General features: G+C 73.7%; 15 protein-coding genes and 2 pseudogenes. 6 read left to right on the top strand and 11 right to left on the bottom strand.

From position 1 onward, the window contains the following. Both ACJ73U_RS07900 and ACJ73U_RS07895 read left to right on the top strand, forming a co-directional pair. Positions 1 to 972: NlpC/P60 family protein (locus ACJ73U_RS07900; RefSeq protein WP_407776877.1), on the top strand; the 972-nt coding region annotated here is incomplete at its 5' end. A gap of 52 nt (positions 973 to 1,024) precedes the next feature. Then, positions 1,025 to 1,639, top strand: a complete 615-nt coding sequence (locus ACJ73U_RS07895; protein WP_407776876.1) for a class I SAM-dependent methyltransferase — start codon at positions 1,025 to 1,027, stop codon at positions 1,637 to 1,639. Positions 1,640 to 1,664: 25 nt separating this feature from the next. Here the strand turns inward: ACJ73U_RS07895 and ACJ73U_RS07890 are convergent, their stop codons facing one another. The 3 genes from ACJ73U_RS07890 to ACJ73U_RS07880 all read right to left on the bottom strand — a co-directional run bounded on the left by ACJ73U_RS07890 (position 1,665) and on the right by ACJ73U_RS07880 (position 6,980). Then, complete coding sequence (locus tag ACJ73U_RS07890; protein ID WP_407776875.1) at positions 1,665 to 1,979, bottom strand: STAS domain-containing protein; 315 nt, start codon at positions 1,977 to 1,979, stop codon at positions 1,665 to 1,667. Then, a complete protein-coding gene (locus tag ACJ73U_RS07885; protein ID WP_407776874.1) occupies positions 1,979 to 6,109 on the bottom strand; it encodes a SpoIIE family protein phosphatase in 4,131 nt (1,376 codons plus the stop codon). The genes ACJ73U_RS07890 and ACJ73U_RS07885 overlap by 1 nt, the downstream gene beginning before the upstream one ends. A gap of 277 nt (positions 6,110 to 6,386) precedes the next feature. After that, positions 6,387 to 6,980, bottom strand: a complete 594-nt coding sequence (locus ACJ73U_RS07880; RefSeq protein WP_407776873.1) for an RNA polymerase sigma factor — start codon at positions 6,978 to 6,980, stop codon at positions 6,387 to 6,389. Between the two features lie 145 nt (positions 6,981 to 7,125). Between ACJ73U_RS07880 and ACJ73U_RS07875 the strand changes: the two genes are divergently transcribed. After that, complete coding sequence (locus ACJ73U_RS07875) at positions 7,126 to 9,978, top strand: AfsR/SARP family transcriptional regulator (RefSeq protein WP_407776872.1); 2,853 nt, start codon at positions 7,126 to 7,128, stop codon at positions 9,976 to 9,978. Positions 9,979 to 9,994: 16 nt separating this feature from the next. On the opposite strand, the gene ACJ73U_RS07870 is transcribed toward ACJ73U_RS07875, so the two are convergent. Beyond that, a complete protein-coding gene (locus ACJ73U_RS07870) occupies positions 9,995 to 11,830 on the bottom strand; it encodes a RiPP maturation radical SAM C-methyltransferase (RefSeq protein WP_407776871.1) in 1,836 nt (611 codons plus the stop codon). A gap of 7 nt (positions 11,831 to 11,837) precedes the next feature. Further along, positions 11,838 to 12,050 carry a hypothetical protein gene (locus ACJ73U_RS07865; RefSeq protein WP_407776870.1) on the bottom strand — a complete coding sequence of 71 codons (213 nt, stop codon included), beginning with the start codon at positions 12,048 to 12,050 and terminating at the stop codon, positions 11,838 to 11,840. A gap of 298 nt (positions 12,051 to 12,348) precedes the next feature. On the opposite strand from ACJ73U_RS07865, the gene ACJ73U_RS07860 reads away from it, so the two are divergent. Together ACJ73U_RS07860 and ACJ73U_RS07855 are read left to right on the top strand one after the other, a co-directional pair. Then, a complete protein-coding gene (locus ACJ73U_RS07860; protein WP_407776869.1) occupies positions 12,349 to 13,257 on the top strand; it encodes an AurF N-oxygenase family protein in 909 nt (302 codons plus the stop codon). Positions 13,258 to 13,275: 18 nt separating this feature from the next. Beyond that, positions 13,276 to 14,781, top strand: coding sequence for an FAD-dependent oxidoreductase (locus ACJ73U_RS07855; RefSeq protein WP_407776868.1), 1,506 nt, complete (start codon positions 13,276 to 13,278; stop codon positions 14,779 to 14,781). 257 nt (positions 14,782 to 15,038) lie between these two features. On the opposite strand, the pseudogene ACJ73U_RS07850 reads toward ACJ73U_RS07855, so the two are convergent. The 6 genes and pseudogenes from ACJ73U_RS07850 to ACJ73U_RS07825 all read right to left on the bottom strand — a co-directional run. Then, positions 15,039 to 15,137, bottom strand: a pseudogene (locus tag ACJ73U_RS07850) (short-chain dehydrogenase); the annotation flags it as partial. Between the two features lie 25 nt (positions 15,138 to 15,162). Further along, a pseudogene (locus tag ACJ73U_RS07845) lies at positions 15,163 to 15,717 on the bottom strand (AMP-binding protein); the annotation flags it as partial. A gap of 87 nt (positions 15,718 to 15,804) precedes the next feature. Next, a complete protein-coding gene (locus tag ACJ73U_RS07840; RefSeq protein ID WP_407776867.1) occupies positions 15,805 to 16,782 on the bottom strand; it encodes an acyl-CoA dehydrogenase family protein in 978 nt (325 codons plus the stop codon). After that, the gene (locus tag ACJ73U_RS07835) at positions 16,779 to 18,005 is read right to left on the bottom strand and encodes an acyl-CoA dehydrogenase family protein (protein ID WP_407776866.1); all 1,227 of its coding nucleotides are present in this window, start codon (positions 18,003 to 18,005) and stop codon (positions 16,779 to 16,781) included. The genes ACJ73U_RS07840 and ACJ73U_RS07835 overlap by 4 nt, the downstream gene beginning before the upstream one ends. 9 nt (positions 18,006 to 18,014) lie before the next feature. Beyond that, positions 18,015 to 19,598, bottom strand: coding sequence for a succinic semialdehyde dehydrogenase (locus ACJ73U_RS07830; protein ID WP_407776865.1), 1,584 nt, complete (start codon positions 19,596 to 19,598; stop codon positions 18,015 to 18,017). 16 nt (positions 19,599 to 19,614) lie between these two features. Beyond that, the gene (locus ACJ73U_RS07825; protein WP_407776864.1) at positions 19,615 to 20,976 is read right to left on the bottom strand and encodes a cytochrome P450; all 1,362 of its coding nucleotides are present in this window, start codon (positions 20,974 to 20,976) and stop codon (positions 19,615 to 19,617) included. 104 nt (positions 20,977 to 21,080) lie between these two features. Between ACJ73U_RS07825 and ACJ73U_RS07820 the strand changes: the two genes are divergently transcribed. Beyond that, positions 21,081 to 21,692 (top strand): TetR/AcrR family transcriptional regulator, encoded by a 612-nt coding sequence (locus ACJ73U_RS07820; protein ID WP_407776863.1) that lies wholly within the window; start codon positions 21,081 to 21,083, stop codon positions 21,690 to 21,692. Positions 21,693 to 21,723 lie beyond the last annotated feature (31 nt).

Here is a 21,723-nt window from a genome sequence, read left to right as displayed (position 1 = left end):
GTGCGGTTCGCCCACCAGCAGGCGAGCGGCGACGCCACGGCCGGGTCCCCGGCGACCGCGCTGGCGATCCAGGGCGCGGGCGGCGCGTCCGCGGCGGTCGCGAGCACCCGCTTCGACCGGCTGACGAACCCGGGGCGGACCGTGGTGCGGGACCAGACGGGCGCGGTGCTCGCCACGTTCACCGACGGCGCCCGGACGGTGGCGCTGACCGGGCCGGCGCGGACGTTCACCGAGCCGCGGTTCACCAGGGCGACGATCACCACGACGACCTGGGTCCGGCTGGCGCCGCAGCCGTGGACGCCCGGCGCGGAGAAGGCCGCGTGGTTCGGCCAGTGGTTCGCGGCGGCGCGGCGGGACACCGGCCCCGACGTGTTCGGCGTCGCGATGCAGTACGCCGACGGCGCGGCCGACGAGAAGACCGCCGACGGTCTGCGGTTCCGGGGCGACGCGATCTTCGGCCCGGTGGAGCCGGCGGGCTACGCGCGCCTGGAGCAGTCGGACTTCCTCGACTACCTGGGCATCTCCTACGCCTTCCCGGACGCGGGCAGGAAGACGCCCAAGCCCGCGCACCTGGGCGCACTCGACTGTTCCGGCTTCGTGCGGATGGTCTACGGCTACCGGCTCGGCTACCCGCTGCTCGGCACCAACGACCCCGGCCCCGGCCTGCCGCGGCGTGCGTGGGCCATCGCCGAGCACGGGCCGGGCGTGGCGCTGATCCCCAACACACGCACCCGAGTCACCGCCTACGACGCGCTGCAACCGGGCGACCTGCTGTTCTTCGAGGTCGAGGGCACCGAGGACGAGCTGGACCACGTCGGCATCTTCGTCGGCACCGACTCCGACGGCCACTACCGGTTCATGTCGAGCCGCGAACGGGCGAACGGCCCGACGTTCGGCGACCTCGGCGGCACGTCACTGCTCGACGACGGCGGTATGTACTCGAAGGGGTGGCGTGCCGCTCGGCGCATCTGACGTCCCACCACCCGGGCTGATCACCACGGGCGCCGGCGCGGATGATGGTGGCATGGTCGAGCAGAGTCTCTGGATGCGGAAGGTGACCGCCGACCCGGGCCACTCGGCCTGGTACGTCGAGCGGTTCCGGGCCATGGCGCGTGCCGGCGACGACCTCGCCGGGGAGGCACGGCTCGTGGACACCATGGTGCCGCGCCACGCCCGCATCCTCGACGCGGGCTGCGGACCGGGACGCGTCGGCGGCGCCCTGGCCGAGGCCGGCCACCGGGTCGTCGGCGTGGACGTCGACCCGGCCCTGATCGAGGCGGCCGAGCAGGACCACCCCGGGCCGCGGTGGCTGGTCGGCGACCTCGCCGAGCTCGACCTGCCCGCGCGGGGCATCACCGAGCCCTTCGACGCGATCGTCTGCGCCGGCAACGTCATGACGTTCCTCGCCCCCAGCACCCGTCGCCAGGTGCTGACCCGGCTGCGTGCCCACCTCGCGCCCGAGGGCCGCGCCGTGATCGGCTTCGGCGCCGACCGCGGCTACGAGTTCGACGAGTTCCTGCGCGACGCCGCGGCCGCCGGGCTCGACCCCGACCTGCTGCTCGCCACCTGGGACCTGCGCCCGTTCACCGACGACGCGGACTTCCTCGTCGCCCTCCTGCGCCCGGCGCTGGGCAGCTGAAGCCCCGTCCCGTGGGACGCCTCCGTCACGCCTCGCGGGGCGCGCCGGACTCCACGGTGGTCAGCTCGGTCAGACCGCTGATGGTGAAGACCCGCAGCAGGAGCGGGTTGGTGATGAGCCTCAGGTGCTCGGCGTGGTTGGACAGGACGTTGATGGCGCTGCTGTCGAGGTAGTCGACCGCGGTGAGGTCGACCACCACCTGTCTGTCCGCGCGGGTGTCGCCGGCCTCGGTGAGGGCCTGGTCGAAGGTGTCGATGTTGCTCATGTCGATCTCGCCGGCGGCGGTGAGGACGACGGTGCCGTCGTCGCGGCGGTGGGACGTGACGGTCAGGGGGGTCATCAGGCGATCCTCGCGTGCAGGTGGACTGTGGTGCCGGTGTCGCCGTGGTCGACGGTGACCTCGTTCATGAGGGCCCGCATGAGTGCGATGCCGCGGCCGCGGTGGGGGTTGGCCGCCGGTTGGGGGAGTTTCCAGGAGCCGGTGTCGGTGACGGTCAGGTGGAGCCGGTCGACGAGGGCGGTGGCGCGCAGCCGGATGCGGCCGCCGGGGTTGGCGCGGTGGCCGTGCTCGATGGCGTTGGCACACGCCTCACCCGCGGCGATGAGCACGTCCACGGTCTGCTGGGCGTCGATGCGGCAGCGGTTGAGCCAGGTGCGCAGGCTGTTGCGGATCGCGGTGACCTCGGTGGGCCTGGCCGCGAACTCCACCTCCAGCGGCGCCGGATGTCGGTAGAGCAGCAGGGCGACGTCGTCCTCGTAGCCGGCGGCGGGGGCCAGGGTGGTCATGACCCGGCTGGCGAGCTGGTCGAGGACGGCACCGCGGCCGTCGTGGATCGCCGTGGCGGCCGCGGTGATGCCGTCGTCGAGTGGCCGGCGGCGGCGTTCGACCAGGCCGTCGGTGTACAGCAGCAGGGTGGCGCGGGCCGGTACCTGGATCCGGGCGTCGTGGCGCGGACGCTCCGGCCGCAGCCCCAGCATCAGGGAGCGACCGCCCTCCAGCAGCTGGGTGCCGCCGTCGGCGCCGACCAGGACGGCCGGCGGGTGGCCCGCACTGGAGTAGACCAGCTCCCCCGTCTCGCGGTTGAGCACCGCGCAGAACACGGTGGCGCACCTGGCGCCGGGCAGGACCGCCGCGAACCGGTCCAGCGCGGTCAGCGCCCCGGCCGGATCCGGGTTCTGCAGCAGCAGGGCCCGGAAGGCGCTGCGCAGCTGTCCCATCACGGTGGCCGCCGCCAGGCTGTGCCCGACGCAGTCCCCGACGACGACGGCGATGCGCCCGTCCGGCAGCTCGATGGTGTCGTACCAGTCGCCGCCGACCTTCAGCGGCACGGTGGCCGGCTGGTAGCGCACCGCGAACCCGGGCGGCAGCTGGGCGGGCCCGAGGATCGCCCGCTGCAGAGCCAGGACGGTCTCGCGTTGCTGGTCGATCTGGTGCACGCGCTGCAGCCCCTGGCCGAGGCGGCCGCCGAGCATGGCGAGCAGGGTCTGGTCCTCGGTGGTGACCGGTCGTGGCTCGCCGAGGTCGATCCACAGCACGAGCACGCCCTGCGGGTGGCCGACGGCCATGGCGGCGCAGCCCGCGTGCCGCACCTCCGGCGTGAGCGGTGGCCGGTCACGCAGCGAGGTGACGGCCCTGCGCACCTCCGGTGCGAGGTCCGCCCACGCCACCTGGTCACCGGCGCACACCAGGTCCGGTTCGGCGTCCGGGTGCCCGCCGAGGGTGAAGGTGGCGGCCAGCACCCGGTGCGCCGACCAGATCCGGCGCAGCTCCGCCGCGGCGGCACGCACCGCGTCGGGCAGGGTGTCGGCCTGGACGAGCTGCTGGTTGAGCGCGGCCAGGGCGGTCTGGCGCTGCACGGTGTAGTGCTCGGCGGTGACGTCGCGGAACGTGCCGACGACCACGTGCTGGCCGGTCTCCGGATCGGACAGCCGCGTGAAGCTCGCGGTCATCCACAGCCGCCGGCCGTCGCGGTGGACCACCGGTGCGGTCACCCGGCCGGTGCCGGACTGCCGAATCCCGGTCACGGCCGCCATCGCGGTCCCGTGGCCGTCGGGGTCGCTGTGCTCCTCGGGCCACCAGGGGAACGGCGGCGTGTACGGCAGGTCCTCCGGGCCGTAGCCGAGCAGCTTGGTGAACCCCTTGTTGATCTCGACCACGGCACCGTCGGCGTCGCAGACGAAGAACCCGTCCTCCAGGGAGTCGATCAGGGCGTTGCGCCAGGCCGCGTGCCGGTTGCGCAGGCGCGCCAGCTCCATCGTCGAGCGCACCCGCGCGAGCAGCTCCACCGCGGCGAACGGCTTGACCAGGTAGTCGTCCGCGCCGGCCGCCAAGCCCTCCACGGCCGCCTCCTGCCCGGCCCGCGCCGACAGCAGCATCACCGGCACCCCCGCCGTGCGCGGCTCGGCACGCAGCGCGCCCACCAACGCCAGCCCGTCGAGGAGGGGCATCATCACGTCGCTGACCACCAGGTCCGGCGGGTGGGCACGAGCCGACTCCAGCGCCGAGCGCCCGTCCGCGACCGCCGTCACCTGGTAGTACGGCGCGAGCAGCCGCTCGAGGTACTCGCGCATGTCCGCGTTGTCGTCCGCGATCAGCACGCGGCCCGGCCCACTGCCCCGGTTCACCGCGGGCCCGGTGCTCCCGGGCACACCGGACGCCGCGCCGGGCACGTCGTCGGGCAGCCAGCGCAACGCCTCCTGCACGAACGGGTCCGCGGCGGCCGGTGCCCCGGCGGTCATCCCGTCGCCGCTCACCACCACGGCGTCCTCCGGCAGGTGCGCGCGGCCGAACGTCACGGTGATGGTGAAGGTCGTGCCGCTGCCCTCGACGCTGTCGGCGGTGATGGCGCCGCCGTGCAGGGTCACCAGCTCACGCACCAGCGCGAGCCCGATCCCGCTCCCCTCGTTGGAGCGCGCCCTGGCGTTCTCGATGCGGTGGAACCGCTCGAACAACCGCGGTATCTCCCGCTCGGGCACGCCGATGCCGGTGTCGGCGACGGTGACGACCGCGTGCGCGTCCGCGCCGCGCACGGTGACCCGGATGGAGCCCTCGAAGGTGAACTTCAGCGCGTTCGACAGCAGGTTGAGCACCACCTTCTCCCACATGCCCCGGTCGAGGTACACCGGCTCGGGGAGTGGCGGGCAGTCCACGTCGAAGGTCAGGCCCGCCTTCTCCACCGCCGAACGGAACACGCTCGCCAGCTCCGCGGTGAAGCCCGGCAGGTCGACCCGCTCGTAGCGGGCCTGCATGCGGCCCGCCTCGATCCGGGAGAAGTCCAGCAGCGTGTTGACCAGCTTGCTCAGCCGCAACCCGTTGCGGTGCATGACCTCCAGCTCGTTGCGCACCGCCGAGGCGGCGTCGGTCAGATGCTGCTCGCGCAGCTCGGCCAGCGGACCCATGATCAGGGTGAGCGGTGTGCGGAACTCGTGGCTGATGTTGGAGAAGAAGGCGGTCTTCGCGCGGTCCAGCTCGGCCAGCTCCTCGGCGCGGCGTTGCTGGACCTGGTAGGCGATCGCGCCGTTGACCAGCGCGGCCGTCTGCCGGGCGACCAGCTGCAGGAACGACCGGTAGGACTCGTCGAGGGCACGGCCGGCACTGGCCGCCAGCACGATCACCCCCACCGGCTCCGCTCCGGTCTCCCCCGGCAGCGGCAGCACCATCGCCTCGACCGGCGGTGTCCGCCATCCCCCGGACGGCAGCTCGTCGAACCGCTCGGCCAGGTCGCGGACGACGGCCGGCTCACCCGCGGCCAGGACCTCGGCCAGCGGCCAGCCGTCCGCTCGCGCCTCGGCACCCCGGTCGAGGGTGCCGGCCACCCAGGACAGCTCCTCGCCGCCGCGCTGCCGCAGGTGGATCTCGGCGAACGGCACGTCCGGGCCGCAGCGGGCCAGCACCGCCGCGACCAGCTGGCACGCCTCCACCACGTCGCGCGCCCGCCCGGCCTGGGCACCCAGGTCCTGCAGCACGGCCAGCCGGCGCTCGCCGATCACCCGGTCGGTCGTGTCGGCGACGGCCGTGAACACCCCGCGCACCGCGCCGTCGTCGTCGTGCAGCGGGCTGTAGGAGTAGGTCCAGTAGGTCTCCTCCCAGTACCCGTGCCGCTCCATCGGCAGCAGCAGGTCCTCCGACCAGGTCGCCTCCCCCGACGCCATCACGGACTCCAGCATCGGGCCGATGATGTGCCAGATCTCCGGCCACACCCGCTGCCCCGGCTTCGCCAACGCCGGGTGCTTGCTGCCCAGCAGCGGCAGGTAGGCGTCGTTGTACAGGAACCGCAGCCGCTCGCCCCACCACAGGATCATCGGGAACCGCGAGGTCAGGCAGATCCGCGCGGCCGTCCGCAGGCTGCCGGGCCAGGCCAGCGGCTCCTCCATGCCCGCGGCGACCCAGTCGCAGCCGCGCATGCGCGCCGCCATCTCACCGCCGCCCGGGAACATCCACTCCAGGTCGCGGCCCTCGTCACCGGTCATCCGTCCCGCTCCTCCATGCCCACGGCACCATTCCAGCGCCACCGCACCCGCGGAAACGCCGCCGAACGGATGATGGACCGGCGACAACCCACCCAAACATGATCGCCCGAGAGGAACTGTCCCGCAGGAGCGCACGACCACGTCGAACGTCGTCGCCAGACACTAGTGGCAGCGAGGCGAAGTGGGCTGGACCAGCCACGGAGGGCATCGTCACGCCGAGCCCGGCGTGGCGCAGAGGCGGATTCTCGACGAGTCGGCCCCCGCCGACGTGCTTGTCTCAGCCGGCGGGGCTGGTGACGTCGGCGGCCAGCAGCGCGGCCCGCAGCCGACCCAACGCGCGCGAGCGCAGCGGGCCGAGGCTCCCGACCGGCATGTCGAGTGCGCTGGCGATCTCCGCGTACCGCGGTCGGGCCGACTGCATGAGCAGCGACAACATCCGCGCGTCCCGTCGCGACAGGGTGGTCATGGCCGTCGCCAGGATGTGCATCACCTCGCGGGTCATGACGTGCTCGGCCGGCCCGAGGTCGTCGCTGGGTCGCTCGAGGTCGTCGGTCGTCGCGGCCTGTTCCCGGCGCCACCGCAGCAGGGTGAGGCACTCGTGCCGGGCGGTCGTGGCGAGCCACTTGGGCAGCGCCTCGGGATTGCGGATCGTGCGGAGGTGCGTGGCCAGCCGCAGCCAGGTGTTCTGGACGACGTCGGCGGTGTCCTCCTCGTCGAAGCGGAACCTCCGCACCACCGACCAGATGAGGTTGGCATAGCTCGCGACGAGTTCCTCCCAGGCCACCTGGTCGCCCTCGGTGGCGGCGCGGACCACCTCGCGGATGTCTTGCGGCATCCGCCGAGGCGGTAGCATGCGGAGTGCGGTCGTCATCTCGCGAGTCCTTCGGCCGTACTGTGATCTCGCAGTGAGTCTGGGTGACCGCGTTGCACCGCGCGTTGCACCGCGCTCTGCACCGGGGGGGTGACGCTTCCCGGAGTCAGGTCCAGAGCCGGAAGTCCGTGCGAGGAGGGGAACAGTGCCCCACGGCGGTCACGAGTTGACGGTCGCGGCGCTGGGAGAGCTGCAGGTCCGGCGAGGCACGGTCGCCCTGGACCTCGGCCCGGTACAGCAGCGGGTGGTGCTCGCCGTGCTCCTGCTGAACGCCAACCGCGCGCTGAGCAGGGACTCGCTGATCGCCGCGGTGTGGGGTGACTCGGCCCCGAAGTCCGTCGTGAACCTCGTGCACCGGCACGCTTCCGGCGTTCGCCGAGCCCTGGAGCCGGAGCGGACCCCGCGCTCGGGCGACAGCATGCTCACCTGGACGAACTCGGCCTACCGGCTGGCGCTCCCCCCGGACGCGCTGGACGTGACGGTGTTCGAGGCGGCCCTCGACCGCGCCAAGCAGGAACGGAGCGCGGAACGGCTGGGCGAGGCGGCGGCGGCCCTGCGGACGGCCCTCGGGCTCTGGCGCGGTCCCCTGTGCGGCGGCCTCAGCAGCCCGTTCCTCGACTCGGAACGGGACCGGCTGGCCGAGCTGCGGGTCCGGGCACTCGCCGACCGCATCGACCTCGACCTGGCGCTCGGGTCGCCGGCCGACCTCGTCGGCGAGCTCCGCCGACTCGTGGCGGAGCACCCCGCCCAGGAGCGGCTGCACGGCCTGCTCATGCGTGCCCTCTGCCGGGAGGGGCGAGCGGCGGACGCGCTGGGGGCGTACGCGGCGGCCCGCCGCTACCTCGACGACGAGCTGGGCATCGAACCGTCGGAGCCCCTGCGCGAGCTCCAGCAACGGGTCCTCGCCGCGGACCCGACCCTGGCGACACCCGTCGCCGCCAGCGGGACCACCCCGGTGGAGCTGGTGCCGCGGCGCTCGACGGCGCGGCGCGCGAAGCCGGAGCAACTACCCCACGCCCTCTCCGACTTCGTCGGCAGGACCGGGGAACGCGCCGACCTCCACGCGGCGGTGGCGGACGCCGAACGGCACTCGCCGCTCATCATCGCGATCACGGGCACGGCCGGGGTGGGCAAGACGACCCTCGCCGTCCAGTGGGCCCACGAGGTGAAGGCGCGTTTCCCGGACGGTCAGATCTTCCTCAACCTCCGGGGGTTCGACCCGCACCAGCCGCCCGCCGGGCAGGCGGCCGCGATCCGCACCCTGCTGGACGCCCTCGGTGTGCCGGCCGAACAGGTTCCGGTGGACCCGGACGCCCAGGCGGGTCTCTACCGCAGCCAGTTCGCGGGCCGGCGCATCCTCGTCCTGCTGGACAACGCGTCGGACGCCGCCCAGGTCCGCCCGCTGCTGCCCGGCTCGGAGGGCAGTCTGGTGCTCGTCACCAGCCGGGACCAGCTGATCAGCCTGGTCGCGGTCGACAGCGCGCGGCCGGTCATGCTCAACCTGCTGTCCGACGACGTCGCCCGTGAGCTGCTGGCCCGCCGGCTCGGGGCCGCCCGCGTCGACGCCGAGCCCGCCGCGGTCGACGCCATCATCGAGGCGTGCGCGCGGTTGCCGCTGGCGCTGTCCATCGTCGCCGCACGCGGACGCACCACCAGCCACCTGTCCCTGGCACGGCTGGCCGACGAGCTCCGGCGTGCCCGCGGCCGCCTGGACCCCTTCGACGCCGGCGACCTCGCCGCGAACGTCCGGGCCGTCTTCTCCTGGTCCTACACCTCCCTGCCGGGACCGACGGCACGCCTGTTCCGCCTGCTGGCGCTCGTCCCCGGCCCCGACGTCACGGTGCCGGCGGTCCGCGCGCTGGCCGAGCTCTCCCCGACGGCCGCCCACACCCTGCTCGAACAGCTGACCCGGGCGCACCTGGTGTCCGAGCGCATGCCCGGGCGCTACGGCATGCACGACCTGCTGCGCGCCTACGCCAGCGAGCTCGTCGACGGGACGGACGCCGAGCCCCTGCGCCGCGCGGCGCTGCGCCGGGTGCTGGACCACTACCTGCACACCGCCCACCGGGCCGACGAGCTGCTCAACAGAGGCTCCGGGACGACCCCCATCGAGCTGGAGCCACCGGTGCCGGGGGTCGGCGCCGAGCCGCTGCGCGACCACCAGGACGCGTTCCGCTGGTTCGAGGACGAGCAGGCGACCCTGCGGGCGGCGACGCGCCAGGCCGCGGAGACGGGCTTCCCCGGCCACGCGTGGCGGCTGGCCTGGACCCTCAACTACTTCCTCAACCGGCACGGCGACTGGCACGAGCTCGTGCTGCTGCAGGAGATCGCGCTCGGCGCGGCGCAGCGGCTCGGCGACGTCACGGGCCAGGCCGCCAGCCATGTCGGGGTGGGATGGGCCCTGGTCCAGCTGGGCAGGCTCGAGGAGGCCGACGGTCACGTCAAGCAGGCCCTGAAGCTGTACGAGCAGGTCGGTGACCGGCTCGGCATGGCACACGCGCTGCGCAGCCGGAGCGGGGTGCTGGACCGCCAGCGCCGGTTCGGCGAGGGGCTGCGCCATGCCGAACGGGCACTCGACCTGTTCCGCGCCGCCGACTTCCCGACCGGCGAGGCACGCGCGCTCAACGCGGTCGGCTGGTTCCACGCGATGCTCGGCGACTACGAGGCGTCGCTGCGGTTCTGCCGGGCCGCCCTGGAGCTGCAACGGCGCATCGGCGCCCGGCCCTACCAGGCGGACACACTGGACAGCATCGGGCGCGCCTACCACCGGCTGGGGCGGTACGACGAGGCGGCGACCAACTACCAGGCGGCGTGCGCGCTCTACCACGAGTTCGGCGACCGCTACAACGAGGCGGACCAGCTGGTGCTGCTCGGCGACGTCCGCCGCGACGCCGGCGACCTCGAGGGCGCCCGCACCGTCTGGCGGGAGGCACTGCACATCTTCCAGGAGATGGGCCACGCCGACGCGGACCTGCTGCGCGCGAGGCTCGCCTCCTGACCGTCTCACCGCCGTCTCACCGACCCCCGGTCGCCGGAATGGCCAGCGCCAGCGCCCGGTCCTCGTCGAGGAACACCAGGCCCAGCCGGGCGAACTCGTCGAGCACGGCCCGCACCCGCTCGACGTCCACCGGCGGGCGAAGCTGCCGATGGACGGCGACGGCCGTCCGGGGGCGGTCGCTGCAGGCCACGTAGACGTCCGCGGCATACCCCTCGACCGTGTAGGTCCCCGTCCGGCCGGCGTGGCGGGTGTCGTCGATCTCCAGCAGCCCCGGCGTCCACCGGTACTCCAGGTGCGGCCGGTCGCCGTCCTGCCAGGCCTCCCGCCAGCCGCGGGACGCCTTGGCCAGTGCGTCGTACGCACCGGCGGGCAGGTGCTCGGTCAGTTCGTAGTCGAAGAAGTAGGCGATCCGCGCGAGGTCCATGGTCGGCGGGTACACGTACCGGTAGCTGCGTTCCGGTTCCCGGAAGGCGAAGACCTCGTCCGGCTCCCGGAACAGCGGGCTGAACCGCTCCAGCCAGATCCGCCCCTCCTCCCCCGGTGGCTGCAGGTGCACGAGATCCGGGAGGAGTGCCGCCTGCGCGGCCTGGTGCTCGGCGGTCTCCCCGGGGATGCCCCACAGCAGGTTCCAGGCCACGTCGACGCCGTAGTACCGCGCCCAGCGCAGCAGGTTCACGTTCTGGGCGGCCGTGACGCCCTTGCGCATCAGCCGCAGCACCGCGCTGCTGAGCGACTCGATCCCCGGCTGGACGTGCCGCACCCCCGCCTGGCCGAGCAGGCGGACCTGCTCGCGGCCGAGGTTGCCCTTGACCTCGAAGAACAGCTCGTAGCCCAGCTCGCTCTCCGCGAGCCGCGGCAGCAGGGTGGTCAGGTACCGGTGGTCGAGGATGTTGTCCACGGCGGCCAGCCGGAAGCTGCCGGTCGAGCGGGTCAGTTCCGCCAGCTCGCGCAGCACGCGCTCCGGCGACTTCGACCGGAACCGCATCGCCTCGGCGTTGAGGCCGCAGAACACGCAGTGGTGCTTGGCGCCCCACCAACACCCGCGCGCGGTCTCGACCGGCACCCAGACCCGCCGCCGCCGGTCGGGGTCGGTGAGCCCCAGTCGTTCCGCGGTCGCGAAGTACTCGGTGTGGTCGGGGATCGGCAGGTCGTCCAGTGCCGTGCGCGGTGGCGCGGGTGGCGTGCTGACGAGCTCGCCGCTGGTCCTGGAGATGACACCCGGCGTCGTCCCGGGGTCCACACCCTCGGCGAGGCAGGACAGCAGCGCCGGCAACGCGTCGTCCGCCTCGCCGACGACGGCGACGTCGATGCACGGCACCCCGCGCACCAGCTCCGGGCCCATCTCGCCGTCGAAGTTCGCGCCCCCGAAGAGGGTGACCAGCTCAGGGTGGCGTGCCTTGAGCCGCCTGGCGAGCGCGATGGACGCGGTGGTCTGCTGGAACGTGCAGCTGAACCCGACGACGGACAGCGCCCCCCAGTCGTGGCCGGCCACGAGGTCGTCGAGGTAGGCGGGCACCACCTCGTCCCGCAGTGCCAGCAGCCACCGCCGGGCGTCCTCGGGCGACTGCCCGAACCCGAGCTGCTCGGCGAACACGTCGAGCAGCTCGGCCCCCGGGTCCGGTGCCGCGTCACCGAAGGCCTGGACGGCGAACAACCAGTCGCCGACCAGGCAGCCGCGGTGCTCGGCGAGCAGGCGGTAGCGGCCGGCGCCCACCCTGGCGGCGAACCCGAGGTTCGCGTGCAGGGTGGACGCGGTGAAACCGGCCGCCGCCGCGATCGACCTGAGCAGGCCGACCTGGATGGCCGGCCTGCCCGCGTCCATGAACGGCATGGAAACCAACGCGACGGACATCATGGGATCACGAGGGCCCGATTCTCCCGCCACTGCTGTCGCCTTTGCCGTTACCATCGCCGCCGCCGTCCTGAACACCCTGCGCGTGCGGCGTGAACTTGACCTCGGGCTTGTGCCCGGTCCCACCCGTGCCGTGCGGCTGGGTGGTGTCCTCCTCCCCAGGGCCGTCGTCGTCCTTCTCCCCCGGTCGCGGCTCCTGGCCTTCCTGTCCTGTCTGCATCGAGAACCTCCCCCTGTTCCTGGCGGCCGCGCAGTCGCCGTGACCGCCATTTCCCAACATGACGCCGGGATCGCCGACCTGATACAGGCAGTCGGCGCAACGGTGGTAACTGTCCGGGAAGTGTCCAGGCGGCTCCAGGTGCCGCGTCGCCCAACGCCTGTTCGGCTTCACCGGTGGCGTGCTGAGGAGCGGGAGACCCGGGCCGTCCGTCCACAGTGCTGTGCCGACCCATCGATCGTGTTACCATCGGTAACAGTAAACTCTGGTAACAGGTTGTTCCCGATCGGCAGGAGTCGCCATGACCAGGTCCGAAACGCATGCTGCCGTGGAGCACGATCGGCAGGCGACCGCGCGGCGGTTGCTGGACTCGTCCGCGCAGTTGTCGTACGACCCGGCTCGCGAGGTGGACTGGGAGACGCCCCTCGACACCGCCTACCACGGCATGAGTCCCGAGTGGTGCACCCTCTTCGGGACCTCCTACTGGGAGGACATGACACCGGAGCAGCAGCGCGAGCTGACCCGCCAGGAGGCGGCCTCGGTCGCGAGCACCGGCATCTGGTTCGAGATGATCCTGCAGCAGATGATCCTGCGGGACTTCTACGCGAAGGACCCGACCGACCCGGCGTTCCAGTGGGCGTTGACCGAGATCGCCGACGAGTGCCGGCACTCGATCATGTTCGCGCGGGGAGCCGCCAAGCTCGGGGCGCCCGCGTACCGGCCACGGCGGCTCGCGGTCGAGCTGGGGCGGCTGTTCGCGGGCACCGCCACGGGTGAGGCCGCCTACGCCGCCATCCTCGTGGCCGAGGAGGTGCTCGACGTCATGCAGCGCGACTGGATGCGTGACGAGCGGGTCGTGCCGTTCGTCCGCACGATCAACAACATCCACGTCGTCGAGGAGTCCCGGCACATGAAGTTCGCGCGGGAGGAGACCCGGGAGCGGCTGCGGGGCGCCGGCGTGGTGCGCCGGCAGGTCAACGCGCTGACCGTGGCGATCGCCGCCTACTTCATCGTCACCAGCATGGTGAGCCCGAAGGTCTACGCCAACGCCGGCCTGGACACCGCGCGTGCCCTGCGCGAGGCCCGGGCCAACGAGCACCACCGGTCGATGCTGCGGTCGAGCTGCGCCGGCCTGATGGAGTTCCTCGACTCCGCCGGGCTGCTCACCCGCGCGGCGCGGGCCGTCTACCAGCGCGCCAGCCTGGTCTGAGCCCGGGCGTTCCCGACGATGGCCTTCGCGATCACGCAGACCTGCTGCGCCGACGCGTCCTGCGTGACGGTCTGCCCGGTCAACTGCATCCACCCCACACCGGACGAGCCCGGCTTCGCCACCACCGAGATGCTCCACGTCGACCCGAAGACGTGCATCGACTGCGGTGCCTGCGCGGACGCCTGCCCGGTCGACGCGATCTTCCCGGTCGACGCGCTGACCGCGCCGCTGCGGGTGTACGCGGACATCAACGCCGGCTACTACGCCGACCGGCCCCAGGCCACGCCGGACCCGGCGCCGAACTTCCACGCCTGGGGGCCGCCGAACTTCACCCGCACGATCCCGAGCGACTTCCCCCGGCTGGACGTCGCCGTGGTCGGCACCGGGCCGGCGGGCATGTACGCGGTGGCCGACCTGCTCCTGCACACGAACGCGCGGGTGACGTTGCTGGACCGGCTGCCGGTCGCCGGCGGTCTCGTGCGCTTCGGCGTCGCGCCGGACCACCCGTCGACCAGGAGGATCGGCGAGGTCTTCGCGCGCTTCCACCGCCACTCGCGACTGCGGTTGCGGCTGGGGGTCGAGGTCGGCCGGGAGGTGTCCGCCGACGAGCTGGCCAGGCGGTACGACGCGGTGATCTACGCCGTCGGCGCGGCCGCGCCGCAGTCGCTCGGCATCCCGGGCGAGGACCTCGCCGGCAGCGTCGCGGCGATGACCGTGGTGGGCTGGTACAACGGCCACCCGGACGTGGCGCCGACCGCGGTCGACCTGTCCGCGGAGCGGGTCGTGGTGGTGGGCACGGGCAACGTCGCACTCGACGTCGCCAGGATCCTCACCGCCGACCCGGCCGACCTGGCGGGCACCGCGATCGCACCGCACGCCCTGGCCGCCCTGCGGGCGAGCAAGGTGCGCGAGGTGGTGCTCCTCGGCCGCGGTGGCCCGGCGTCGGCCGCCTACACGGCCTCGGAGCTGCTGGCACTCACCCAGCGCACCGGCGTCGACCTGGTCGTCGACACACACGACCCCCGCGTCGCGACGGCCATCGACGCCGCCGAGGGCAAGGCGGCCCTCCTGCGCGGGGCCGAGCGGGTGAGCGTCGACTGGTCGGCACCGCCCGCCGGCGAGCGCCGGCGCATCGTGCTCCGGTTCCACTCCGCCCCCCTGGCGGTCACCGGCGAGGGGACCGTGCGGGGGCTGCGCGTCACCGGCACCGGCGACGCGGTGGAGGACACGGTGGAGGACACGGTGGAGATCGCGGTGGAGATCGCGACCGGCCAGGTCGTGCGGGCCGTCGGACACCGGGGCACGGCGCTGCCCGGTCTCCCCTTCGACGAGGCGACCGGGACCATCCCGAACACTGCCGGGCGCGTCACCGGCCGCCCCGGCACGTACGTGGTCGGCTGGGCGAAACGCGGCTCCACCGGCGGGATCGGCGCCAACAAGGCGTGCGCCGCGCAGACGGTGGGCGCGCTGGTCGACGACGTCGTCGCCGGCCGGCTGCCAAGCCGGGCGCGGCGGGTCCGGTGACCGGCAGTGTCCCCGTCGCCCCGAGGTGCGTCAGCGGGCGCCGCGCCGCGGGGACGCCCGCCGACAGCTCGGTCCGCACCACGGTCGGCAGCACCATCGTGACGTCGACGCCGAGCGGTGCCAGCTCGCCCGCGTGGCCTCGCTGAACCCGACCACGGCGAACGTCGAGGCCGAGTAGGTGGCGCCGTTCGCGACGGCCGGCCCACCGCCGAGGCGACGTTGACGATGTGGCCACGACCGCGCTCGACCATCCCCGGCGCGACGGCCTTCGTGCCGTTGATCACGCCGAACACGTTCACCTCGAAGATGGCCCTGGTCACCTGGTCGGGCTCCGTGAGCAGCGAGCCGAGCGGCATGATGCCGGCGTTCGGCGTGCAGGGCACCGATGGTGACGGTCAGGCCGTAGGCGTGCGAGAGCGGCAGCGGCAGCGGCGACCGGGTCGTGGTCGTGGTCCGCGCGGCCTGCTGCAGGCCGTGACCGGACTCCCACAGGCCGCGGTGGCTGAGCATGACGCCCTTCGCCCGGCCGGTCGTGCCGCCGGTGTAGAGCAGGGCGGCGAGGTCGTCGTCGGCGCGTGGCTCGATCCCGGCCGGCTCGCCACAATCCAGGTCCGCGAACGGGGTGGCGCCTTCCCCCACGTCCTCGCCGACCACGAAGGTGGTGATGGGAAGCCCTTCCGCGGCACCGCGGAACAGGTCCCGCAGCTCCGCGCTGACGATCTCGGCCGTGGCGCCGGAGTCGGTGAGGACGTGCCGCAGCTCCGGCACGGTCTGCAGGAAGATCACCGGCGTGGCCACGGCGCCGGCCCGCCAGATCGCCCGGTAGGAGATGAACACCTCGGGCGTGTTCATCATCATCACGACCACCCGGTCGCCCGGCGCCACACCGTGCGCGCGCAGGCCGCCCGCTCGTGGATCTCCCCCGAGGTCAGCCACCGGCCCTCGAAGAACAGCGACTCGTGGTCGCCGAGCCGCTCGAAGGCCCGCTCGGCGAGGACGGCGAGGTGTGCTCCCCCGGGCCGGTCACCGCGGCGCCGCCGTCGCGAGCCGGGCGACCTCGTCGTAGGCGGCCACGTCGTCGCCGAGGAGGAACCGGTCCACCTTGGCCCGGCGCCAGTACAGGTGCGCGTCGTGCTCCCAGGTGAACCCGATGCCACCGTGCACCTGGACCACCGTCTCGGCCGCGTGCTCCAGCGTGGTGGCCGCGGCGGCCTTGGCGGCGGCCGCGGCCAGGGGCAGCTCGCCGGGTGCGTGGTCGGCGGCCCAGGCCGCCCACCAGACCAGCGAGCGGAGCTGCTCCACCTCGACGTAGGAGTCGACCAGCATGTGCTTGATCGCCTGGTAGGAGCCGATCGCGCGGCCGAACGCATGCCGCTCCTTCGCGTACGCGACGCCGATCTCCAGCACGCGGGCGGCGGCGCCCAGTCCCTCGGCGGCGAGGATCGTGCGGCCGACGCGTTCGGCCCGCCGCCACAGCTCGGTCGCGTCCGGCGCCAGCACCGCGGTCTCACCGAGGGTGACGTCGCCCAGGCCGCGGGTCGGGTCGATCGGCTCGCGGACCGTCACGGTGCCCGGCCCGCACACGAGGGCGCCGTCGCGCAGGGCCAGGAACTGCTCGGCGCCGGCGGCGTCCAGGACGGGGCCGTCGTCGTCGACGACCGCGACGGCCAGGTCGCCGCCGGCGAGGCCGGCCAGCCTGCTCTCGTCACCACCCAGCAGCACGGCGGCCCGCGCGAAGGTCACCAGCGACGGGGCCGCGAGCAGGCGCCCGGCCTGCTCGGCCACCACGGCGAGGTCGAGGACGCTGCCGCCGCCCCCGCCCGCGTGCTCCGGGACCGTGATCGTCGCGAAGCCGCTCTTGACCAGCTCCGCGCGGCCCGGCCGGGCACCGGCGCCCGCGTCCAGCATCGCCCGGGCCGCGGCAGGGGAGGCCGAGGCCGCCAGGAAGTCGCGTGCGGCGCCGGCCAGGTCCAGGTGTTCGGGATCCAGGTCGAAGTTCATGGCTTGGTCCTCTCGGCGGCGAGGCTCTCCCGGAAGGTGACGCCCTTGTCGGCGCGGGGCTCGGCGGGCAGCCCGAGGACGCGCTCACCGATGATGTTGCGCAGGACTTGGTCGGTGCCGCCGGCGATGGCCATGCCGGGCAGTCCCGCCTGCAGTTCCTGCCAGAGGCCGCTGCCGTCGCGCGTCGTGGCGACACGCGCGTCGGCGCCGAGCACCCGCACCGCGAGATCGGCCAGGTCGCGGGCCGTCCGGGTGCTGGCGAGCTTCCCGGCGGAGGCCTCCGGTCCGGGGAACTCGCCCCGGCTGAGCTTCGAGAGCTGGCGGTAGCCGGTGTAGCGGCTGCCGAGTGCCGCGACGTAGGCCCGGCCCAGCTCCTGCCGCGCCAGCACCTGCCGGTCGGGCGGCAGGGCGTCGAGGTGGTCGGCCACGTGCCGGGCCACCGCCTCGGGACCGATGCCGATGTCGGTGCCGCCGCCGCCCAGCGAGAGCCGCTCGCTCATCAGGGTCGTCAGCGCCACCCGCCAGCCGTCGCCGACGTCGCCGAGCCGCTCGGCGTCGGGGATGACCACGTCGTCGAAGAAGACCTCGTTGAACTCGGCGCCGCCGCTCATCTGCCGCAGCGGCCGCACCGTGACGCCGGGTGTCTTCATGTCGACCACGAACATGGTCAGCCCGCGGTGCTTGGGCACGTCGGGGTCGGTGCGGGTGAGCAGGATGCCGTAGTCGGAGAGGTGGGCGCCGGTGGTCCACACCTTCTGCCCGTTGACCCGCCAGTCGCCGTCCGCGCCGCGCACGGCCCTGGTGCGCAGCGCGGCGAGGTCGCTGCCGGCGGCCGGCTCGCTGAACAGCTGGCACCAGATGTCGTCGGCCCGGAGCAGCCGCCGCAGGTAGCGCTGCTTCTGGTCGTCGCTGCCGTGCGCCATCACGGTCGGGCCGCACATGCCGATGCCGATGAGGTTGACCAGCGGGGGGATGCCGAGCCGGGCCAGCTCCTGGTCGATGATCGCCTGCTGCATCGGTGTCCCACCGCGGCCACCGGCCTCGACGGGCCAGGTGACGCCGACGAACCCGGCGTCGTACAGGGTGGCCTGCCGCGCCCTGGCGACCTCCCGGTCGGCGTTCCTGTCGGAGCGGCGGGAGCCCAGCTCCTCGCGGTGCCGCTCCAGGAAGGAGCGCACCTCGGACCGCCAGGCCGCCTCTTGCGGGGTGTCATCGAAGTCCATGGCCGCTCCTCACCTGATGCCAAGTCGCCGCAGCAGCCGGAGCTGCCTGTTCCCCAGGGCCACGAGGGACTCGACCCGCGTGCCGGGCGCCGGGCCGACGGGACCGACCCGGGATGTGACCACAGTCTGCGCGTCGGTGTACTTGCGGATGCCCTCGGCGCCGTGGCGGCGCCCCAGACCGCTCTGGCCGCGACCGCCCATCGGCGCGGCGAGGGCCGCCCCGTCGTTGATGCCGACCGCGCCGGCGCGGATCCGCCGGGCCATCGCCTCGGCCTCGGCGACGTTCCTGCTGAAGATGCCGACGGAGCGGCCCCGGCGGCCGCGGTTGGCCGCCGCGACCGCGGCCGCGTCGTCGGCGGCCCGGTGCAGTGCGACGACGGGGCCGAAGGTCTCGCCGAGGCACAGGTCCATGTCCTCGGTCACGCCGGTGAGCACGGTCGGCTGGTAGGCGAACGGGCCGAGGTCCGGGCGGGCGCGACCGCCGGCCAGCACCGTGGCGCCCTTGGCGACCGCGTCCGCCACGTGCGCGCGCACCCTGTTCAGCTGGGCCTGGCTCGCCAGCGGCCCGACGTCGTGGGTGAAGTCGAAGCCCTGGCCGAGCCGTTGGGCGCTGGTCGCCGCCAGCAGCGCCTCGGTGAACGCGTCGTGGACGGCCTCGTGCACGATCACCCGCTCGATGTGGGCGCACAGCTGGCCGCTGTTGGCGAACGCGGCCTCGACCGTGCCGCGCGCGGCGAGGGCCAGGTCGGCGTCGGCGCGGACGATGAGCGAGTTCTTGCCGCCGAGCTCCAGCGAGACCCCGACGAGGCGGCGCGCGGCACGCTCGGCCACGCGCCGGCCCGACGCGGTGGACCCGGTGAAGCACACGTGGTCCGCGGTGTCGACGACCGCCTCGCCGATCGTCGGCCCGTCCCCGCAGACGACCTGCCAGACGTCCTCGGGCAGCCCGGCCTCGGCCAGGAGTGCCCGCGCCCACAGGAGGGTCAGCGGGGTCTGCTCGTCGGCCTTGCCGACGACGGCGTTGCCGGCGAGCAGGGCCGCGACCAGGTCACCGACGCCGAGGTAGAGCGGGGAGTTCCACGGCGCGATGATCCCGACGACCCCCTTCGGAACGCGGATCTCCCTGGCCCGGGTGACCACGGGGACGGCCGGGCGCACCGGCCGGTCCTCGAGGTAGGCGTGGCCGTGCCGAGCGTAGTGGTGGGCGAGGGTCGCGACCTGGAGGACCTCCTGCCGGGCGTGGCGGCGGGCCTTACCCGTCTCCCACTGGACCAGGTCCATGACCTCGTCCTGGCCCTCCACGAGCAGGTCGTGGAAGCGGAGCACGACCTGCGCGCGGGCGCCGTGGGACAGCGCGGCCCACGCCTTCTGCGCGATCCGGGCGCGCGCGACGGCGGCCTCGACGTCGGCCGGTGTCCCCGCCGGGACCGCCACCGTCGGCAGCGCGTCGTACGGGGCGGCGGCGGCGGTGGTGCCGGCGCCGCCGGAGGCCGGGACGGCGACCCAGCGCAGCAGCGAGGCGAGCCGCGCGTCGGTGAGCCAGGCCGGCCGGTACGCGCTGGCGGTGTCGACGGGGATGGCGGTGGCGGTCATGTCAGTTCCTGCATCGTCAGTTCCTGACCAGGGTGATGGGCAGGCCGTCCTTGGGGAACGGCAGGGAGTGGTTGTCCATCGGCGGCCGGTAGCCGGGGTCGACACGCCAGTGGTAGGCACGCAGCAGCCGGTGCATGATCGCCTTGACCTCCAGGCCCGCGAAGTGCATCCCGATGCACTTGTGCACGCCGCCGCCGAACGGCAACCACGCGAACCGGTGCGACCTGTCCTCGCGGCGCGCGGGCGCGAACCGGTCGGGGTCGAAGACCATCGGGTTGGTCCAGTAGTCCTCCATCAGGTGCGTGAACTGGATGCCGAGCGCGACAGCGGTGTCCGCGGGGATGCGGACACCCTGGACGACGGTGTCCTTGACGGTGTGGCGGACGACCACCGGGACGGGCGCGCGCAGCCGGAGGGCCTCCCGCATCACCAGGTCGACGGCGACGAGCCCCTCCAGCCGCGCCGCGGACGGGGCCGGCCCCAGTGCGAGCGCCTCGGCGCGGCAGCGCTCCTGCCAGGCCGGGTGCTGGCCGAGGTACTGCAGCATCGTCGAGGCGGTGATGGTGGAGGTGTCGTGCGCCGCCATCATCAGGAAGACCATGTGGTTGATGACGTCGTCGTCGGTGAACCGGTCGCCCCGGTCGGTCTCGATGTGGCAGAGCACGGAGAAGATGTCGTCGGTCCGGTGCGCGCGCTTCGCCGGCAGGTAGTGGCGGAGGAAGCTCTCGAGCACCTCGCGGCCGCGGTAGGCCCGGCCCCACCGGGTGAGCGGCACGCGCGCGCGGACGATCCCGGCGGCGGCCTGGACGCAGGCGACGAACGCCCTGTTGACCCGGTCCATCTCGGCCTGGCCGGTGTCCCGCGCGCCACCCATGAACAGGTCGGCGGCGATGTCCAGGGTCAGCTGCTTGAGCCGCCGGTAGGCCGGGAACTCCTCGTCCGCCACCCAGGTTGCCATGCCCCGCTCGATGGCCGGGTGCAGCCGACGGGTGTAGGCCTCCAGCCGCGGCCGGGTGAAGGCCTCCTGCATGATCCGCCGGTGCACCAGGTGCTCGTCGAAGTCGATGAGCATGAGGCCCCGGTGGAAGAACGGGCCGACGAGCCGCGCCCAGGCAGGCTCGTTCGCGAACGCCTTGTCCCTGTTCTGCAGTGCCTCGCCGCAGGCGTCGGGGCCGAGCAGCATCGCCGCGTTCCTGCCGAGCGAGCTGAAGGGCGCCACCGGGCCGTAGCGCTCGTAGTGGCGTCGGTAGAGGCCGACCGGATCCCTGGCGTACGCGAGGAGCTGGCCGACGACGGGCAGGCCGCGGTCGTCGGGGTGCAGCGCGGGCATCGGCCGCGTGTCCGCGGTCTTCTTCGCCGCCGCGATCTCGGCCGTCATGGGCGCACCTCGCGCTGGTGTGGCACCGGTCACGCCCCAGCCTTATTCAGGAAGAGTGCCCTGTCAACCTTGGTTCGCCGACCCCGTGTGGCATGGTGGGCGGCATGGCCGTGCAGTCAGGGGTCTACCGGGGCATGAGCGCCGCCGAGCGCGCCGCCGCACGCCGGTCCCGGCTGCTCGAGGCCGCGCTCGCGGTGTGGGCGGACCCGGGCACCCGCACCACGATGACCGCCGTGTGCGCCGAGGCGGGCCTGTCCGAGCGCTACTTCTACGAGAGCTTCGCCGGTCTGGACGCCCTGCTCGAGGCGGTGATGAACGAGATAGCGGCCGAGATCGAGGAGACCAGCAGGCGCGCCGCCGAGCAGGCCGGCGAGGTCCCCGAGGCACGGGTGCGTGCGTCGATCCACGCGTTCGTGCGGCTGCTGCTCGACGACCCCAGGAAGGGCCGGGTCGCCATCGTGGAGTCCGTGGCCGTGCCGAAGCTGCGCCGCCGCCGGACCGAGCTGTTGCGCCACCTCGCCCACCAGTCGGCCGTCGAGGCGCGGGAGTGGCTGGGCTCCCGCGACCGCAGCGAGAACGAGGACGAGACCGCGGGCCTGCTCTTCATCGGCGGCATGGCCGAACTCGTCACCGCCTGGCTCGAGGGCACCCTGCAGGCCTCCGCGGACGAGATCGTCGACGCGGCGACGCGCGCGCTGCTCGGCCTCTACCGCTGAGCGCGCCCGCCTGCTCCGGTCTCGATCAGCG

This window comes from Actinophytocola sp., from assembly GCF_045807065.1.
GTDB lineage: Bacteria > Actinomycetota > Actinomycetes > Mycobacteriales > Pseudonocardiaceae > Actinophytocola.
The sequence above is the reverse complement of the archived record's forward strand: the minus strand, read 5'-3'. Positions and strand labels throughout refer to the sequence as shown.

What these genes read in the sequence shown, in the direction of transcription:
- ACJ73U_RS07880 (WP_407776873.1), bottom strand. Translation starts at nt 6,980, where the DNA reads ATGACGACCGCACTCCGCATGCTACCGCCTCGGCGGATGCCGCAAGAC.
- ACJ73U_RS07895 (WP_407776876.1), top strand. Translation starts at nt 1,025, where the DNA reads ATGGTCGAGCAGAGTCTCTGGATGCGGAAGGTGACCGCCGACCCGGGC.
- ACJ73U_RS07855 (WP_407776868.1), top strand. Translation starts at nt 13,276, where the DNA reads ATGGCCTTCGCGATCACGCAGACCTGCTGCGCCGACGCGTCCTGCGTG.
- ACJ73U_RS07835 (WP_407776866.1), bottom strand. Translation starts at nt 18,005, where the DNA reads ATGGACTTCGATGACACCCCGCAAGAGGCGGCCTGGCGGTCCGAGGTG.
- ACJ73U_RS07885 (WP_407776874.1), bottom strand. Translation starts at nt 6,109, where the DNA reads ATGACCGGTGACGAGGGCCGCGACCTGGAGTGGATGTTCCCGGGCGGC.
- ACJ73U_RS07820 (WP_407776863.1), top strand. Translation starts at nt 21,081, where the DNA reads ATGGCCGTGCAGTCAGGGGTCTACCGGGGCATGAGCGCCGCCGAGCGC.
- ACJ73U_RS07860 (WP_407776869.1), top strand. Translation starts at nt 12,349, where the DNA reads ATGACCAGGTCCGAAACGCATGCTGCCGTGGAGCACGATCGGCAGGCG.
- ACJ73U_RS07840 (WP_407776867.1), bottom strand. Translation starts at nt 16,782, where the DNA reads ATGAACTTCGACCTGGATCCCGAACACCTGGACCTGGCCGGCGCCGCA.
- ACJ73U_RS07890 (WP_407776875.1), bottom strand. Translation starts at nt 1,979, where the DNA reads ATGACCCCCCTGACCGTCACGTCCCACCGCCGCGACGACGGCACCGTC.
- ACJ73U_RS07825 (WP_407776864.1), bottom strand. Translation starts at nt 20,976, where the DNA reads ATGACGGCCGAGATCGCGGCGGCGAAGAAGACCGCGGACACGCGGCCG.
- ACJ73U_RS07870 (WP_407776871.1), bottom strand. Translation starts at nt 11,830, where the DNA reads ATGTCCGTCGCGTTGGTTTCCATGCCGTTCATGGACGCGGGCAGGCCG.
- ACJ73U_RS07865 (WP_407776870.1), bottom strand. Translation starts at nt 12,050, where the DNA reads ATGCAGACAGGACAGGAAGGCCAGGAGCCGCGACCGGGGGAGAAGGAC.
- ACJ73U_RS07830 (WP_407776865.1), bottom strand. Translation starts at nt 19,598, where the DNA reads ATGACCGCCACCGCCATCCCCGTCGACACCGCCAGCGCGTACCGGCCG.